The organism is Streptomyces sp. NPDC003023 (assembly GCF_042888225.1).
Classification (GTDB): Bacteria; Actinomycetota; Actinomycetes; order Streptomycetales; family Streptomycetaceae; genus Streptomyces.
In genome coordinates this window covers 756,528-772,263 of the sequence record NZ_JBIAPL010000002.1, presented here as the reverse complement: position 1 = coordinate 772,263, position 15,736 = coordinate 756,528, and the positions used below count along the sequence as shown (strand labels likewise).

General features: G+C 69.2%; 16 protein-coding genes and 1 rRNA gene. 7 read left to right on the top strand and 10 right to left on the bottom strand.

What is annotated here, in order from left to right; genetic code table 11:
• Positions 1-90, bottom strand: a 16S ribosomal RNA gene (locus ACFYV1_RS11750); the annotation flags it as partial.
• A 530-nt stretch (positions 91-620) separates the two neighbouring features.
• Positions 621-1,271: a DNA-3-methyladenine glycosylase gene (locus ACFYV1_RS11745; RefSeq protein ID WP_389395255.1), complete on the bottom strand. Its 651-nt coding sequence runs from the start codon at positions 1,269-1,271 to the stop codon at positions 621-623.
• An 84-nt stretch (positions 1,272-1,355) separates the two neighbouring features.
• On the opposite strand from ACFYV1_RS11745, the gene ACFYV1_RS11740 reads away from it, so the two are divergent.
• From ACFYV1_RS11740 to ACFYV1_RS11730, 3 genes are all read left to right on the top strand, one after another.
• Positions 1,356-2,138 (top strand): sporulation protein, encoded by a 783-nt coding sequence (locus ACFYV1_RS11740; protein ID WP_389395254.1) that lies wholly within the window; start codon positions 1,356-1,358, stop codon positions 2,136-2,138.
• Positions 2,139-2,186: 48 nt separating this feature from the next.
• A complete protein-coding gene (locus ACFYV1_RS11735; RefSeq protein WP_389395253.1) occupies positions 2,187-2,723 on the top strand; it encodes a YbhB/YbcL family Raf kinase inhibitor-like protein in 537 nt (178 codons plus the stop codon).
• A gap of 192 nt (positions 2,724-2,915) precedes the next feature.
• Complete coding sequence (locus ACFYV1_RS11730) at positions 2,916-3,425, top strand: HNH endonuclease (RefSeq protein ID WP_389395252.1); 510 nt, start codon at positions 2,916-2,918, stop codon at positions 3,423-3,425.
• A gap of 51 nt (positions 3,426-3,476) precedes the next feature.
• Here the strand turns inward: ACFYV1_RS11730 and ACFYV1_RS11725 are convergent, their stop codons facing one another.
• From ACFYV1_RS11725 to ACFYV1_RS11710, 4 genes are all read right to left on the bottom strand, one after another.
• Entirely contained in the window at positions 3,477-4,250 is a 774-nt protein-coding gene (locus tag ACFYV1_RS11725; protein ID WP_389395251.1) for a sulfite exporter TauE/SafE family protein, read from the bottom strand.
• A gap of 79 nt (positions 4,251-4,329) precedes the next feature.
• The gene (locus ACFYV1_RS11720) at positions 4,330-5,289 is read right to left on the bottom strand and encodes an SPFH domain-containing protein (RefSeq protein WP_389395250.1); all 960 of its coding nucleotides are present in this window, start codon (positions 5,287-5,289) and stop codon (positions 4,330-4,332) included.
• 118 nt (positions 5,290-5,407) lie between these two features.
• Positions 5,408-5,836 (bottom strand): NfeD family protein, encoded by a 429-nt coding sequence (locus ACFYV1_RS11715; RefSeq protein ID WP_389395249.1) that lies wholly within the window; start codon positions 5,834-5,836, stop codon positions 5,408-5,410.
• A 72-nt stretch (positions 5,837-5,908) separates the two neighbouring features.
• Entirely contained in the window at positions 5,909-6,700 is a 792-nt protein-coding gene (locus ACFYV1_RS11710; RefSeq protein ID WP_389395248.1) for an ABC transporter ATP-binding protein, read from the bottom strand.
• A gap of 156 nt (positions 6,701-6,856) precedes the next feature.
• Between ACFYV1_RS11710 and ACFYV1_RS11705 the strand changes: the two genes are divergently transcribed.
• The gene (locus ACFYV1_RS11705) at positions 6,857-7,642 is read left to right on the top strand and encodes a hypothetical protein (protein WP_389395247.1); all 786 of its coding nucleotides are present in this window, start codon (positions 6,857-6,859) and stop codon (positions 7,640-7,642) included.
• 130 nt (positions 7,643-7,772) lie between these two features.
• Here ACFYV1_RS11705 and ACFYV1_RS11700 read toward each other — a convergent pair whose 3' ends face one another.
• The 3 genes from ACFYV1_RS11700 to ACFYV1_RS11690 all read right to left on the bottom strand — a co-directional run bounded on the left by ACFYV1_RS11700 (position 7,773) and on the right by ACFYV1_RS11690 (position 9,966).
• Positions 7,773-8,021 carry a chaplin family protein gene (locus ACFYV1_RS11700; protein WP_389395296.1) on the bottom strand — a complete coding sequence of 83 codons (249 nt, stop codon included), beginning with the start codon at positions 8,019-8,021 and terminating at the stop codon, positions 7,773-7,775.
• 162 nt (positions 8,022-8,183) lie between these two features.
• Positions 8,184-8,828, bottom strand: coding sequence for a response regulator (locus tag ACFYV1_RS11695; RefSeq protein ID WP_389395246.1), 645 nt, complete (start codon positions 8,826-8,828; stop codon positions 8,184-8,186).
• A complete protein-coding gene (locus ACFYV1_RS11690; RefSeq protein ID WP_389395245.1) occupies positions 8,821-9,966 on the bottom strand; it encodes a GAF domain-containing sensor histidine kinase in 1,146 nt (381 codons plus the stop codon). The genes ACFYV1_RS11695 and ACFYV1_RS11690 overlap by 8 nt, the downstream gene beginning before the upstream one ends.
• A gap of 196 nt (positions 9,967-10,162) precedes the next feature.
• On the opposite strand from ACFYV1_RS11690, the gene ACFYV1_RS11685 reads away from it, so the two are divergent.
• The 3 genes from ACFYV1_RS11685 (at position 10,163) to ACFYV1_RS11675 (ending at position 12,988) form a co-directional block, all read left to right on the top strand.
• The gene (locus ACFYV1_RS11685; RefSeq protein WP_389395244.1) at positions 10,163-10,885 is read left to right on the top strand and encodes an SDR family NAD(P)-dependent oxidoreductase; all 723 of its coding nucleotides are present in this window, start codon (positions 10,163-10,165) and stop codon (positions 10,883-10,885) included.
• Complete coding sequence (locus ACFYV1_RS11680; protein WP_389395243.1) at positions 10,882-11,991, top strand: S-adenosylmethionine:tRNA ribosyltransferase-isomerase; 1,110 nt, start codon at positions 10,882-10,884, stop codon at positions 11,989-11,991. Before ACFYV1_RS11685 ends, ACFYV1_RS11680 begins: the two co-directional genes overlap by 4 nt.
• Before the next feature lie 277 nt (positions 11,992-12,268).
• Positions 12,269-12,988 (top strand): transglycosylase SLT domain-containing protein, encoded by a 720-nt coding sequence (locus ACFYV1_RS11675; RefSeq protein WP_389395242.1) that lies wholly within the window; start codon positions 12,269-12,271, stop codon positions 12,986-12,988.
• A 110-nt stretch (positions 12,989-13,098) separates the two neighbouring features.
• Here the strand turns inward: ACFYV1_RS11675 and ACFYV1_RS11670 are convergent, their stop codons facing one another.
• The gene (locus ACFYV1_RS11670) at positions 13,099-15,654 is read right to left on the bottom strand and encodes an FHA domain-containing protein (RefSeq protein ID WP_389395241.1); all 2,556 of its coding nucleotides are present in this window, start codon (positions 15,652-15,654) and stop codon (positions 13,099-13,101) included.
• Positions 15,655-15,736: the final 82 nt, after the last annotated feature.

The window sequence follows — 15,736 nt, the reverse complement described above, 5'->3', positions numbered from 1 at the left end:
TCCCCTCCCGAAGGAGGTTCATCGTTCGACTTGCATGTGTTAAGCACGCCGCCAGCGTTCGTCCTGAGCCAGGATCAAACTCTCCATGAATGTTTACTCGGCCAGTAAATTAATACTGCCGGTGACACATCCGAGAGCGGAACAACCGGTCGGAATAAGACCGGTTGTTCACAGCGTCCTCGCTGTGATTGCCACCCCGCAAGCGGGATGGACTTTTTCAAAGGAACCTCGACCATCCGAAGATGGACGGGGTATCAACATATCTGGCGTTGATTTTTGGCACACTGTTGAGTTCTCAAGGAACGGACGCTTCCTTTGTACTCACCCTCTCGGGCTTTCCTCCGGGCGCTTCCCTTCGGTCTTGCGTTTCCGACTCTATCAGATCTTTCCGATCCGATTTCCTCGGTGTGCTTTCCGGCCTTTCGGCCCTCCGGCGTGTTCACTACTTTAGACGATTTCCCCGGCGACTCATAATCGAGTCATTGGATTCGATTTTCGGCATGGCGAAATCGCACCCGTTTGGGTTTGTCGTGAGTAGTGGATGGCCGCTTCGGAACTGCTGAACAGCAGTGCTCCGTCTCAAGCGGCTCGGGCTACGTTAGGCGTCCGCGTCGCCCGAGTCAAGTTGCGCCACGGCTCCTGCGGCGCGGCGCGTGGGCCCGGTAGGGGCTGACCGTCGGGTCGCCGTCGATCCAGAACCGCCAGGGGTGGAAGGCCCCCTCGCCGCCCACCCCGGTTCGGGGACCGTTCCGTACCTGGTCAGGTGACGGCCGGTGGCCCGGCAGCAGGGAGAGCGGTTCGCTCGGGCCGAGGCAGAAGTCGGCCCCGTTCAGTGCGCGGTCCACGTCGAGGGCCGTGGCCAGGCGGGCCGGCCCCTTGGCCAGTTCCTTGTCCTGGCGGGCCGAGAGTCGTCGCTTACGCGTCAGCTCCGCCCCGACCTTCACCTCACCGGCCCGCAGCAGAACTCCGCTCGCCCGTCCCTCAGGACCGCACACCACGTTGAGGCAGTGCCACATGCCGTAGGTGAAGTAGACGTACGCGTGGCCGGGAGGACCGAACATCACTTCGTTGCGCGCGGTACGGCCCCGGAAGGCGTGCGAGCCGGGGTCGGCCTCGCCCGCGTACGCCTCCACTTCCGTGATGCGCAGTTCGATGGGGCCGTCGTCGGTCAGCCGGGTCAGCGTGCGGCCGAGGAGGTCCGGTGCGACCTCCAGGACCGGGCGGTCGAAGAAGTCCCGTGGCAGCGGCGTACGGTCGAGGCTCTCGATCATCGCGTTCGAGCCTACCGGTGTGGCGGTGGGAACCGACTACGGTCGTGGCGCGTATGTAGGGGTCAAGACCTAGAAGGAGTGGACATGGGCTTCAAGAAGCTGCTCGCGAGCCTCGGTGCCGGTGGTGCATCCGTGGAGACGGAACTGACCGAGGCGAACGTCGTGCCGGGCGGTGTGGTCCAGGGCGAGGTGCGTATCCAGGGCGGTTCCGTGGACCAGCAGATCGAGGCGCTCTCCGTCGGTCTGCAGGCACGCGTCGAGGTCGAGGGCAACGACCAGGAGTACAAGCAGGACATCGAGTTCACCAAGCAGCGCCTCGGTGGCGCGGTCGAGGTGAAGGCCGGAGCCCTGCACGTGGTCCCGTTCGGTCTGGAGATTCCCTGGGAGACCCCGGTCACCGCCATCGGCGGCCAGACGCTCCACGGCATGAACATCGGTGTGACCACCGAGCTGGAGATCGCGCGGGCGGTGGACTCCGGCGACCTCGACCCGATCAATGTTCACCCGCTGCCCGCCCAGCAGGCGATCCTCGACGCCTTCGTCCAGCTCGGCTTCCGCTTCAAGAGCGCCGACATGGAGCGTGGGCACATCCGCGGGACCCGCCAGCGGCTGCCGTTCTACCAGGAGATCGAGTTCCTCGCGCCGCAGCAGTACCGCGGTCTGAACCAGGTCGAGATCACGTTCGTCGCCGACGAGAACGAGATGGACGTCGTGCTCGAGATGGACAAGAAGCCGGGGCTGTTCATGGAGGGCAGTGACTCGTACAAGGCGTTCAAGGTCGGGCACCGCGACTTCGCGTCCACCGACTGGGCGGCGTACCTCAACCAGTGGCTCGCCGACGTGGGTGGCCGTCGCAACTGGTCCTAGGCTCGCACTGCGAGGCAACAGGCAGGACAGCGAACCGGAGGTTTTGACGTGACCGAGTCCAAAAGGGCTCCGCTCCCCCACGACTTTCATCCGGCGGTGCCTTCGTTCACGCTGGTGAGCGACGACATCGAACCGGGTGCGGTACTGAAGGACGCCCAGGTGAAGGCGGCTGGCGACACCTCGCCGCAGCTGCGCTGGGAGGGTTTCCCGGCGGAGACGAAGAGCTTCGCCGTGACGTGCTTCGATCCTGACGCCCCGACCGGCAGCGGTTTCTGGCACTGGGTGCTTTTCGACATTCCGGCATCGGTGACGGAGCTCCCGGCGGGCGCCGGAACCGGAAAGTTCGAGGGGCTTCCCGACGGGGCGGTCCATGTCCGCAACGACTACGGGTCGAAGGACTTCGGCGGAGCCGCTCCGCCCGCCGGTGAGAACCACCGCTATGTCTTCACCGTGTACGCGGTGGACAGCGAGAAGCTCGGGCCCGATGCCGATGCGTCGCCGGCGGTCGTCGGTTTCAATCTGCGTTTCCACACCATCGCCCGCGCACAGCTGATCGGCGAGTACGAGGCTCCGGCGCAGAGCTGAGAGTTCGCTTCACGTTTGCCCTGTCCTGGTCTTGGAGAGACCAGGACAGGGCAGTTTTGTTGCCGGGGGTCCCGGTGTCCTCCTCCGGCAAGGCACAGATATTGCGTTGTCCATCTCGGCGCGCCCGGCCAGAGTTGATCCAAGGCTGATGCCCGCCGACGGGGGCCGGGCCGGCGAACGGAGGTGGGCAGGATGCGGGACACACTGGTGCTCAATGCGAGCTTCGAGCCGTTGTCGACGGTGACGCTCAACCGCGCGGTCGTTCTGGTGCTCCAGGACAAGGCCGTGGTCGAGCAGTCCCACCCGGCGCTTAGGGTGCGTGCCGCGGCGGTGGATCTCCCGGTGCCCCGCGTGATCAGGCTCTGCAGATACGTACGGGTGCCGTTCCGAAGACAGGCACCGTGGTCGAGGCGGGGTGTGCTGGTGCGGGACCAGCACAAGTGCGCCTACTGCGGGCGCCGCGCCACGACGGTGGACCACGTGGTGCCGAAGTCGCACGGTGGTGCGGACAGCTGGCTGAACACGGTGGCCTCGTGCGCCGAGGACAACCACCGCAAGGCGGACCGTACGCCGGAGCAGGCGGGCATGCCGCTGCTGCACGAGCCGTTCGTTCCCTCGCCGGCCGACGCGATGCTGCTGGGGCTCAGGTCCGGCGAGCGTGCGGCGCTGCCGGACTGGCTGGCGGCGCAGCCCGCCGCGTAGACGTGTGATGTCGAGGCCCGCCCCGGGCGAACCGGGGCGGGCCTTGTCGTGTCAGCGCAGCAGCAGTTGGACGATGGCGACGGTGCCGACGACGACGATGAAGCCGCGCAACACGTTGGGCGGCAGTCTGCGGCCGATCCTGGCGCCGAGTTGCCCGCCGATGGTGGATCCGACGGCGATCAGCAGGACCGCGGTCCAGTCGAACTCGGCGACGAAGAGGAAGAAGACGGCGGCGACGCCGTTGACGACGGCGCCGAGGATGTTCTTGACGGCGTTCATGCGCTGGAGGCTGTCGTCGAGGAGCAGCCCCATGAGGGAGAGATAGAGGATGCCCTGGGCGGCGCCGAAGTAGCCGCCGTACGCGCTGGCGAGGAGCAGGCCGCTGTGGAGCGCGGGGCCGCCGTGCGGATGCGGCTCGGTGCCCTGTGATGCGCGGCGCCGTTGGACGGCCTTGGCGAGCCGGGGCTGGAGGATGATGAGGATCAGCGCGATGGCGATCAGTACGGGGACGATCGTGTCGAAGGCGTCCGAGGGCAGAGCGAGAAGCAGGATGGCGCCGGCCAGGCCGCCGACGAGCGCGGTGACGCCGAGGCGGAGGATCCGACCGGTCTGTCCGCGCAGTTCGGCGCGGTAGCCGATGGCTCCGCTGATGGAGCCGGGCACGAGCCCCAGGGCGTTGGAGACGTTCGCGGTGATGGGCGGCAGGCCGGTGGCCAGCAGCACGGGAAAGGTGATCAGGGTGCCGGAACCCACGATGGTGTTGATGGTTCCGGCTCCCACGCCGGCCGCGAATACCGCCAGTGCTTCCCAGATGGACAACGCCATCTCCTTACATGGTCCGTGAGTCGCCTCCCCGCCATCAAGGTCGAGGGGTCTCACCGATCATGCACGAAGGGGTGCGGCGTCAGTCGATGGGGGGCTGCTCGCGGCGTTCCGTGCCGTTGCCGTTGCTCTGCTTGCCGGAACCGGAACCGCCGCCCATCCCTGCCATCGGGTTGAAGCTGCCCATGGCCCCGCTGAGGCCCTTGAGGGCGTCGCCGATCTCGCTGGGGACGATCCAGAGCTTGTTGGCGTCGCCCTCGGCGATCTTCGGGAGCATCTGGAGGTACTGGTAGGCGAGGAGTTTCTGGTCGGCGTCTCCGGCGTGGATGGACTCGAAGACCGTACGGATGGCCTGGGCCTCGCCCTCTGCGCGCAGGGCGGCCGCCTTGGCCTCACCTTCCGCGCGCAGGATCGCCGACTGCTTCTCGCCTTCCGCGGTCAGGATCTGCGACTGCCGGATGCCTTCCGCGGTGAGGATCGCGGCGCGCTTGTCACGGTCGGCGCGCATCTGCTTCTCCATCGAGTCCTGGATGGAGGTCGGCGGCTCGATGGCCTTGAGCTCGACGCGGTTGACGCGGATGCCCCACTTACCGGTCGCCTCGTCGAGGACGCCGCGCAGGGCCGCGTTGATCTCCTCGCGGGAGGTGAGGGTCCGCTCGAGGTCCATGCCGCCGATGATGTTGCGCAGGGTGGTGACGGTGAGCTGCTCGATGGCCTGGATGTAGCTGGCGACCTCGTAGGTCGCGGCGCGGGCGTCGGTCACCTGGTAGTAGATGACGGTGTCGATGTTGACGACCAGGTTGTCCTGGGTGATCACCGGCTGGGGCGGGAAGGGAACGACCTGCTCGCGGAGGTCGATGCGGTTGCGGATGGAGTCGATGAACGGGACGACGATGTTCAGACCCGCGTTGAGGGTGCGGGTGTAGCGTCCGAACCGCTCGACGATGGCCGCACTGGCCTGTGGGATGACCTGGATCGTCTTGATCAGGGCGATGAAGACCAGCACCACCAGAATGATCAGGACGATGATGATCGGTTGCATCGTGTTCCCTGTGCCCTTCGCTGCCGGATGAGTCTGATGATCAGTTTCCCAGAACACGGGCCTCAGTGGGGGAAGTTCACTCCCTTCACCCCACAAGGGGCCGCGTGGCGGCTGCGTTTCACATCACCACGGCGGTGGCTCCGTCGATCTCGACGACGTCGACCTGCCGGCCCTCTTCGTAGGTCATCGACGCGTCGAACGCGCGGGCGGACCAGATCTCACCGGCCAGTTTGATGCGGCCACCGTTGCCGTCGACCCGTTCGAGGACCACGGCCTGACGGCCTTTCAGGGCGTCGACACCGCTGGCGAAGCGTGGGCTCTGCGTTCTGTGCCGCTTCGCGATGGGGCGTACGACGGCGATGAGAGCCACCGACACCGCGGCGAACACGAGCACTTGGACCGTCGTGCCGCCACCGACCGCCGCGACGACGGCCGCGGCCACCGCACCGGCGGAGAACATTCCGAATTCCGGCATGGCGGTCATCACGAGCGGAATGCCCAGTCCGACCGCGCCGATCAGCCACCACACCCATGCGTCGATGTCCACATGGGCATGGTAGGTCGGCGGGGCGCCGTCGGGACAGGGGGCGAGGCCAGGTCACCTGGTCCGCCCCGGAGTTCAGCCGAGCGGGAGGCCCTGGGCAGACCAGCGCTCGCCGTTGCGCTCGACGACAAGCGGCAGGCCGAAGCAGAGCGAGAGGTTGCGGGAGGTCAGCTCGGTCTCCATCGGTCCGGCGGCGAGCACCTTGCCCTGGCGGATCATCAGGACGTGGGTGAAGCCGGGCGCGATCTCCTCGACGTGGTGCGTGACCATGACCATGGAGGGGGCGTACGGGTCGCGCGCGAGCCTGCCGAGACGGCGGACGAGGTCCTCGCGGCCACCGAGGTCGAGGCCCGCGGCCGGCTCGTCGAGGAGGAGCAGCTCGGGGTCGGTCATCATGGCGCGGGCGATCATGGTCCGCTTGCGCTCGCCCTCGGAGAGGGTGCCGAACCTGCGGTCCAGGTACTCGGTCATGCCGAGCCGGTCGAGAAACGCGCGGGCGCGCTGTTCGTCGACCTCGTCGTAGTCCTCGTGCCAGGTGGCGGTCATGCCGTAGGCGGCGGTGAGCACCGTCTGCAGGACGGTCTGGCGCTTGGGCAGCTTCTCCGCCATGGCGATGCCGGCCATGCCGATACGGGGCCGCAGCTCGAAGACGTCGACGCCGCCGAGGCGCTCGCCGAGGATCTGTACGTTGCCGGCGGTCGGGAAGAGGTAGCTGGAGGCGAGGTTGAGCAGTGTGGTCTTGCCGGCGCCGTTCGGGCCGAGGATGACCCAGCGCTCACCCTCCTTGACCGACCACGAGACGTCGTCGACCAGAGCGCGTCCGTCGCGGACCACTGATACGTCCACCAGCTCCAGTACATCGCTCATGAGCGCGTAGTCTCCCCATGCAGTCGTCTTGAGGTGTTCGGGTGCGATTCGGGCTCTTTTGTGCACCTGGTGCACCTGTGGGCACACCACCCAGGGGAAAACCTACGCCACCGGGTGAGTGGTCCGGTCGCCCGGCCCGGTCCCTAGGGTGGTGCCATGCATTCGGAACCACGCTCAGGGCGGCTTGCCGCTTGGGGAAACGCCCTTTTGGCCGGACTTGTGTCGCCCGACGACGCCGTGCACGCGATCGTCGGCGACGACGCGGTGCACCGGGTCGAGGGCCTTCCCGGAGAAACGGCCCCGGTGGGTCTCACGCTGGCGCTCGGACGTCTGCGGTCGCTCGGAGTGACCGGCTTCCGGGTCGCGCTCCCCGCCGCGGGGCATCCCCTGGGTCTCAGCGGTCCGCCGGAGTTCAACGCGCGGGCGCTCGAGGCGGAGGAGGCGGTCGTCGCGTCGGGGGCCGCGTACGGGCTGGTGCCCGAGGTGTACGAGGCGGGCCCGCCCGGAGACCAGCACGTCGAGGTCCTCTGGCACTGTCTGCCGGTACGGGAGGCCCCGCCCGCGGATGTGCCGTCGCTGGGCGAGGCCGAGCGCGAACTCGCGGAGGCGTTGCGGGACGCGACGACGACGCTGACGCGGCTCGACGTGGCGGCGTCCGGCCCGGTCGCGGAGGCGGCGCTCGACGCGTACCGGGCGCGGTCTCTCCGAGGACCGGCCGAGGCACTGGCTCCCGGTTATCCGCCACGTGCGGTGCGGGTGCTGGAGCTCGCGCAGCGGATCGGGCTGTTGATCTCCGTGGCGTACGAGAACGGTCACGGGGGTGCGGTGAGCGCGTCGGAGATGGCGGCGCGGGGTGAGGCGCTGCGGCCGGTGGAACGGGTGGCGCGGAGGGCCCAGGTGGCGGCGTACAACGCCTATGTGGAGGAGCGGGAGCGGGGCTGAGGCCGCCACAGGCGCGGCGGCGCCCGATCGCGCCCCGTTTCCGCCGCCCGCCCGCGGTCCGACGCGACCCGCGCGGCCTCCCCGGGCGAGCTGCCCGGGGAGGCCGTGCGGGGACGAGGAGAGGCGGGGGTCAGCCGTTCACGCCGACGTTGCCGAACGCCGGGTTCAGCAGGCCGATCACGTTGACCGAGTTGCCCACCACGTTCACCGGCACGTGGACCGGTACCTGGACGACGTTGCCCGAGAGGACGCCCGGGGACATGACGGCCTCGCCGTGGGCGTGGGCGCCCCCGGTGGTGGCGGAGGCGACGCCCGAGCCCGCGGCGACGATGCTGCCGGCGATCATGGTGAGGGCCGCGGCCTTCTTGAGGTTCTTCACTTCGACGCTCCACTGTTCTGGCTTCGCCGCGGCCGGCCGCCGCGGCACGCCATGGAGAACGCTCACCAGTGGATCAGGATGCGCCGTGTGGGTGACATCCACCCGACAGTATGAATCTCCCACCGGAGCGTGACGCTCCGCACAACCCTGCCCAGGGGCGGGTCAGCCCGCCATTCCGTGCCGCACCGCCCACAGCGCCGCCTGCGTCCGGTCCGCCAGGTCCAGCTTCATCAGAATGTTCGAGACGTGCGTCTTCACTGTCTTCTCCGACAGGACCAGCGCCCGCGCGATCTCCCGGTTGGAACGTCCGTCGGCGATCAGGCCGAGCACCTCGCGCTCCCGCTCCGTCAGGGTCGTGCCGCGACCGGTGCCGCGGCCCGGGTCGTCGTCGGCCAGCAGGGCCGCCGCGATCTCCTGCTGGAGCAGCACATGGCCCGCATGCACGGAACGGATCGCACCGGCGAGAGCATCCGGATCCACGTCCTTGTACACGTAACCGGCGGCGCCGGCGCGCAGGGCGGGGACCACCGTGCGCTGCTCGGTGAAGCTGGTCACGATCAGAACCTTGGCCGGGTTGCCCAGTTCCCTCAGTTTCCTCAGCGCGTCGACGCCGTCCATGCCCGGCATCTTGACGTCCATGAGGACGACGTCGGGCCTCAGCTCCTCCGAGAGCGCCACGCCCTCCGCGCCGTCGCCCGCCTCGCCGACCACGGCTATGTCGTCCTGGACCTCCAGGAACGTGCGCAGGCCACGCCGCACCACCTGGTGGTCGTCGACCAGCAGGACGCGGATCCTCTTGTCAGCCACCGGGAACCTCCATCTCGATCGTGGTGCCCGCGCCGGGCGCGGATTCGACTGTGAGCCTGCCGCCGACACCCCTCGCCCTGTCCTTCATGGAGACGAGGCCGAGGTGCCGCCCGGCCCGGCGGACGGTCCGCGGTTCGAAACCCTTGCCGTTGTCGGTCACCGAGAGGACCACGTCCTGTCCGCGCCGGACCAGCGCCACGTCCACCTCTGCCGCGCCGGAGTGCCGCAGCGCGTTGTGCAGGGCCTCCTGGGCGACCCTGAGCAGGGCCTCCTCCTCGGTGGCGGGCAGCGCCCGGATCCCACTGGTCTCGAAGGTGACTCGGGCGCTGTGGGCACGGTCGAGGACGTGTATCTGGGTACGGAGGGTGTTCACGAGGCCGTCCTCTTCGAGTGCGGCGGGTCGCAGTTCGACGACGGCGGCGCGAAGCTCGTCCGCGGCTTCCGCCGCGAGCTGCGCCACCTGCTGGAGTTCGCCCTTGGCGCGGCCCGGGTCACGGTCGACGAGGGCCGCGGCCGCCTGTGCGGTCAGCCGCAGCGAGAACAGTTTCTGGCTCACGGCGTCGTGCAGTTCGTGGGCCAGCCGGGAGCGTTCCTCCGCGATGGTGAGTTCACGGCTGCGCTCGTACAGGCGGGCGTTGGTGAGGGCGATCGCGGCGTGCTGGGCGAGGATGCCCAGCAGGTCCTCGTCCTCCTCCGTGAAGCCGCAGCCGCCCTCCGGCTTGGGACACCTCTTGTTCGCCAGGAACAGGGCGCCGATGGTCTCGTCGCCGTCCTTGATCGGCAGGCCGAGGAAGTCGGACATGTCCGGGTGGGCGGAGGGCCAGCCCTCGAAACGCGGGTCCTTCCGCACGTCGGCGAGCCGCTCCGGCTTCGCGTCGCGCAGCATCGAGGCGAGGATGCCGTGCTGGCGCGGCAGCGGCCCGATCGCCTTCCACTGGGCGTCGCTGACGCCGTCGACGACGAACTGGGCGAAGCCGCCGTGGTCGTCGGGCACGCCCAGCGCCGCGTACTCGGCGTCGAGGAGCTCGCGGGCGGACGCCACGATCGTCTTGAGCACATCACGCACCTCGAGATGTCTGCTCATGGCGAGCAACGCGGTGCTCACGGCGGCGAGGCCGGAGCCGGGTCGGTGACTCATGCCACTCACCGTACCGGCGGCCTGTGACGGTCCGTATCGGACCGGGGACGGCGGTCGACCGGGACCACGGACGTAGGTCGAAGTGCCTTGTGGACCGGGGACTCCCGCACGAGGCGGTGAACGGTCGCGCGTTCCTACGTTGGGTCCGTCCGAACGGACAGCGACAGCGACCGCACGCAGCAAGGGGATGGGCACCATGCCGGTAGCAGTGATCACTGGAGCGTCGAAGGGGCTGGGGCGGGCGCTCGCGGCGGCTCTCGCCGAACGGGGCTGGGACCTCGTGCTGGGCGCCAGGACGGCGGACGTACTGAAGGAGAGCGCGGAGCACGCCGGCCGGCACGGCACCAGGGTCGTGGCGGTGAGCGGCGACGTCACGGACGCGGGGCACCGTGCGGAGCTGGTGGCCGCGGCTGCCCGGCTCGGCGGTCTCGATCTGCTGGTGAGCAACGCGAGCGCACTGGGAGCGGAGCCGCTGGTGCGGCTGGACGTGCTGCCTCTGTCGGGCCTGCGGGCGGCGCTGGAGACCAATGTGGTCGCCGCGCTCGGTCTCGTGCAGGAGGCGCTGCCGTTGCTGAGGCGGTCGCCGGCCGGGGCGGTCGTCGCCGTCAGTTCCGACGCGGCGGCACAGGCGTACGAGACATGGGGCGGTTACGGGGCGTCGAAGGCGGCGCTCGACCAGCTGGCCGCCGTGCTGGCGGTGGAGGAGCCGGGGCTGCGGGTGTGGAGCGTCGATCCGGGCGACATGCAGACGGACCTGTACGCGGCGGCGGTGCCGGACGACACGGACGCGCGCCCCGCGCCCGAGTCCGTGGCTCCGGCCCTTCTGCGTCTGATCGAGGTACGGCCGGCCGGCGGCCGGTACACGGCGGCGGCGGCGCGGGCCCTGGCGCGGCCGCAGGCACCGGCGGAGACCCGATGAGGACGGGGACCGAGGACGCCACGGCCCTGGAGAGTCTGCGCGTGCCGGATGAGCTGTCGGCCCGGGTACCGGCCGAGGAGCGGGGAACGGGACGCGACGACGTACGGATGCTGGTCTCGCGCGGCACGGAGGTGTCCCACCACCGCTTCCGTGAACTGCCGGACCGGCTCCGGGCGGGAGACGTACTGGTCGTCAACACGTCGGCCACGCTCGCGGCGGCGGTGGACGGGCGGCTCGGCGGCGAGGCGGTCGTCGTGCACTTCTCGACCAGCGGGGACCGGGACAACCCGCGGTCGGCGAGCCCGCGCTGGGCGGTGGAACTGCGCCGGCCGGACGGCGCCGGCAGCACGCTGCCCCGCCCCGGCGGTGCGGCGGGGACCGTCGTACGGGTGCCGGGCGGCGGCGAGCTGGTGCTCGAGGAGCCGCTCGCGCCGGGGGCGGACCGGCTGTGGTGGGCCTCGGTGTCCGTGGACGTACCGGGGCTGCTGCGGCGGTACGGCCGGCCGATCCGCTACGGCTACACGGCACGGGACCAGCCCCTGTCCGCGTACCAGACGGTCTTCGCGCTCCCCTCCCCCGACGGCTCGGGGTCGGCGGAGATGCCGAGCGCGGCCCGCCCCTTCACACCGCGGACGGTGGCGGAGCTGGTGAGCCGGGGGGTGCAGTTCGCTCCGGTCGTCCTCCACACGGGCGTGGCGTCGGCGGAGGCGCACGAGCCGCCGTATCCGGAGCTGTTCGAGGTGCCGGCGGCCACGGCCCGGCTGGTGAACGCCGCCCGAGCGGCCGGGGGCAGGATCGTGGCGGTCGGCACGACGGCCGTGCGGGCCCTGGAGTCGGCCGCGGACGGGAAGGGCGTGGTCCGCCCGGCTTCCGGCCGGACGGACCTCGTCGTGACGCCGCGGCGTGGCGTGCGCGTGGTGGACGGCCTGCTGACCGGACTGCACGAGCCCGCGGCGTCGCATCTGCTGATGCTGGAGGCGATCGCCGGGCGGGCGGCTCTGACCAGCGCGTACGCCGAAGCGCTGAGGCGCCGCTACCTCTGGCACGAGTTCGGCGACGTTCACCTCGTCCTACCGGAGGAGACCGCTCACTCACAGGATTGCTGACGCAACACTTCGTGAGGCGGTTTCATGATCGGTGTGAGCCCCGGCATAGGGCCCAGGTCACTTACGAGACTCTTTAGTTGATACATAAGGGGCACATCAGCGCGGACAGCACAGGCGAATCCGGACAATGGGAACATGTGATCCACTACCTCGGATCGTACGTCACACCTTTGCCACGGCATTTTGCGCCAGCTAAGAATTGCCGACGTCGCTTCCGAACAGCGCAGAGCCGAACCGGCCTGGAGCGACTTTCCGCTATTCGAAGAGGTACGTCTGTATGTCCGCGTTCATCACCCCTGAGATTCGCCGCCGACTCAAGAGTCGCAAGACCGCCGTCGCCGGTGTCGCCGCCGTCGCCAGCGCCACGCTCGCCCTGTCGCTCGCCCCCTCGGGCGACGCCGAGGCCGGCGTGCAGACCGAGGCCGCCGCCTCGGCGCCCGTCGCGTGGAAGGCCGACGCCGGCAAGGCCGCCGCCGTCCACCAGAGCATCACCAGCCAGCAGTCCGCCTTCGAGGCCCAGCTCAAGGCCACGCAGGCCAAGGCCAAGGCCGAGGCGAAGGCCGAGAAGGCCGCCGCCGCGAAGAAGAAGGCCGCCGCCAAGGCCGCCGCCGAGAAGCGCGCCCAGGAGCAGGCCGCCAACCGCTCCGCCGCCCGCAAGCCGGCGAAGGTGACCTACCCGAACAACCTGGACGGGTGGATCCGCGAGGCCATGGCGATCATGAAGAAGCACAACATCCCCGGCAGCTACGAGGGCATTCACCGCAACATCATCCGTGAGTCCTCCGGCAACCCGCGGGCCATCAACAACTGGGACATCAACGCGATCAACGGTGTCCCCTCGAAGGGCCTGCTGCAGGTCATCAAGCCGACCTTCGACGCGTACCACATCCCCGGCACCTCCTGGGACCAGTACGACCCGGTCGCCAACATCGTCGCCGCCTGCAACTACGCGGCCGACCGTTACGGCTCCATGGACAACGTGAACAGCGCCTACTGACGCCGGCACACAGAGCCGGCAGCGCAACCGGCGGACATGCACAGACGCCGAAGGGCGCACCCCGTGCGGGGTGCGCCCTTCGGCGTCTGCCTCGAGCGGTGCGAGGTGCGTTACTTGCGCATGACCTCGGGCTCGTGGCGGCGCAGGAAGCGGGCCACGAAGAACCCGCACAGCGCGCCGAGCGCGAGCAGAGCGCCCATGTCGAGGAACCAGGCCCCTGCGTCGTGGTCCCACAGGGGGTCGGTGCTGGTCGGGTCGTCCGTGTTCGGGTTGATCTTGTTGAAGTCCAGCGTGGTACCGGCTGCGGCGACCGCCCAGCGCGACGGCATCAGATACGAGAACTCGTTGACGCCGACCGTGCCGTGCAGGATGAACAGACAGCCGGTGAACACGACCTGGATGATCGCGAACATGACCAGCAGCGGCATGGTCTTCTCGGCCGTCTTCACCAGCGCGGAGATGATCAGACCGAACATCATCGACGTGAAGCCGAGAGCCATGATCGGCAGCGAGAGCTCGAGCATGACCGCACCGCCCATGACCAGTCCCTCGGCGGGGAGCTCACGGGTGGCGAAGCCGATGGCGCCGACCAGGCCGCCCTGGATCACCGTGATCATGCCGAGCACGATGACCTTGGACATCAGGTACGCGGAGCGTGACAGACCGGTCGCGCGTTCCCGCTCGTAGATCACCCGCTCCTTGATCAGCTCGCGGACGGAGTTGGCCGCGCCGGCGAAGCACGCGCCCACCGCGAGGATCAGCAGCACGGTGGTGGCCGTGCCGTTCGGGATGATCCTTCCGGTCTGCGCGTTCTGGTTGACCAGAAGGCCCTTGTCCGGGTCGATGAGCAGGCTCACCGCGCCGAGCACCGCCGGCAGGATCAGCATCAGGGCCATGAAGCCCTTGTCGGACACGATCACCGAGATGTAGCGGCGCATCAGGGTGAACAGCTGGGAAGCCCAGCTCTGCGGCTTCGGCGGACGCATCTGCTGCGCGGGCGGCATGTTCACCGACTGCGGGGCGACGGCGTCGATGTCCGCGGCGTACATCTGGTAGTGCTGCGAACCGCGCCAGCGGCCCGCCCAGTCGTAGTCGCGGTAGTTCTCGAACGCGGAGAAGACGTCGGCCCAGGTGCTGTAGCCGAAGAAGTTGAGCGCCTCCTCCGGCGGACCGAAGTACGCCACCGAACCGCCGGGCGCCATGACCAGCAGCTTGTCGCACAGTCCCAGCTCGGCGACCGAGTGGGTGACGACGAGGACCGTGCGGCCGTCGTCCGCGAGGCCGCGCAGCAGCTGCATCACGTCACGGTCCATGCCCGGGTCGAGGCCGGAGGTCGGCTCGTCCAGGAAGATCAGCGACGGCTTGGTCAGCAGCTCCAGGGCGACCGAGACGCGCTTGCGCTGGCCGCCGGAGAGCGAGGTGACCTTCTTGTCCTTGTGGATGTCCAGCTTGAGCTCGCGCAGCACCTCCTGGATACGGGCCTCGCGCTCGGCCTCCGCGGTGTCACCGGGGAAGCGGAGCTTGGCCGCGTACTTCAGCGCCTTACGGACGGTGAGCTCCTTGTGCAGGATGTCGTCCTGCGGAACCAGACCGATGCGCTGGCGCAGCTCTGCGAACTGCTTGTAGAGGCTGCGGTTGTCGTAGAGGACGTCACCCTGGTTGGCGGGCCGGTAGCCGGTGAGCGCCTTGAGCAGGGTGGACTTTCCGGAACCCGACGGACCGATGACGCCGATCAGCGACTTCTCCGGGACGCCGAAGGAGACGTCGCGCAGGATCTGCTTGCCGCCGTCGACGGTCACCGTGAGGTGACGGGCCGAGAAGGAGACCTCACCAGTGTCGACGAACTCCTCGAGCTGCCCGCCGACGATACGGAAGGTGGAGTGGCCGACGCCGACGATGTCGTTCGGGCCGATGAGGACCGTGCCGGACTTGGCGATCGGCTGACCGTTGACGTAGGTGCCGTTGTGGGAGCCGAGGTCACGGATCTCGAAACGGCCGTCGGGGTGACCGGTGAACTCGGCGTGGTGGCGCGAGACCTGGAGGTCGGAGACGACCAGCTCGTTCTCGAGCGCACGGCCGATGCGCATGACACGGCCGAGTGCCAGCTGGTGGAAGGTCGTCGGGCTGCGGTCGCCGTGGGCCGGCGGGCCTCCCTGCGGCTTCTGCACACCCTGCTGGTGCGGGACCTGGGCCTGCGGCGGCTGCTGCTGCCAGCCCTGCTGGGCGGCCTGCTGCTGCGGCGGCTGCTGGGCGGGGGCCTGCGGCCAGCCCTGCTGCTGCGGCTGCTGGGCCGGCGCCTGCGCGGCGGCCTGCTGGGGCGCTCCCTGGGCGTAGGCGCCCGCGGGCGCTCCCGCCGGCGCGCCCGCACCGCTCAGGCCGAGACGAGGACCGTCCGTGGCGTTGCCCAGGTGCACCGCCGTGCCGGCGCCGATCTCCATCTGGTGGATCCGCTGGCCCTGCACATACGTGCCGTTGGTACTGCCGTGGTCCTCGATGACCCAACTGCGCCCGCCCCAGCTGATCGTGGCGTGCCGCCACGAGACCCTGGCGTCGTCGATCACCAGATCGCCCTGGGGATCGCGCCCCAGGGTGTACGACCTGGACGGATCGAGCGTCCAGGTACTTCCGTTCAATTCCAGTACGAGTTCCGGCACTCCATGCCCCACTAGTTGTCCCCCGAGCTTCCCCCGTCGCCGGGAGTCTAGGGAAGGCGAACATCGTGGGGAACTATTTCAGGCCCGGCCTCGT

Coding starts and splice junctions, on each gene's coding strand:
- ACFYV1_RS11745 (WP_389395255.1), bottom strand. CDS start 1,271: ATGATCGAGAGCCTCGACCGTACGCCGCTGCCACGGGACTTCTTCGAC.
- ACFYV1_RS11740 (WP_389395254.1), top strand. CDS start 1,356: ATGGGCTTCAAGAAGCTGCTCGCGAGCCTCGGTGCCGGTGGTGCATCC.
- ACFYV1_RS11730 (WP_389395252.1), top strand. CDS start 2,916: ATGCGGGACACACTGGTGCTCAATGCGAGCTTCGAGCCGTTGTCGACG.
- ACFYV1_RS11725 (WP_389395251.1), bottom strand. CDS start 4,250: ATGGCGTTGTCCATCTGGGAAGCACTGGCGGTATTCGCGGCCGGCGTG.
- ACFYV1_RS11720 (WP_389395250.1), bottom strand. CDS start 5,289: ATGCAACCGATCATCATCGTCCTGATCATTCTGGTGGTGCTGGTCTTC.
- ACFYV1_RS11710 (WP_389395248.1), bottom strand. CDS start 6,700: ATGAGCGATGTACTGGAGCTGGTGGACGTATCAGTGGTCCGCGACGGA.
- ACFYV1_RS11705 (WP_389395247.1), top strand. CDS start 6,857: ATGCATTCGGAACCACGCTCAGGGCGGCTTGCCGCTTGGGGAAACGCC.
- ACFYV1_RS11690 (WP_389395245.1), bottom strand. CDS start 9,966: ATGAGTCACCGACCCGGCTCCGGCCTCGCCGCCGTGAGCACCGCGTTG.
- ACFYV1_RS11685 (WP_389395244.1), top strand. CDS start 10,163: ATGCCGGTAGCAGTGATCACTGGAGCGTCGAAGGGGCTGGGGCGGGCG.
- ACFYV1_RS11680 (WP_389395243.1), top strand. CDS start 10,882: ATGAGGACGGGGACCGAGGACGCCACGGCCCTGGAGAGTCTGCGCGTG.
- ACFYV1_RS11675 (WP_389395242.1), top strand. CDS start 12,269: ATGTCCGCGTTCATCACCCCTGAGATTCGCCGCCGACTCAAGAGTCGC.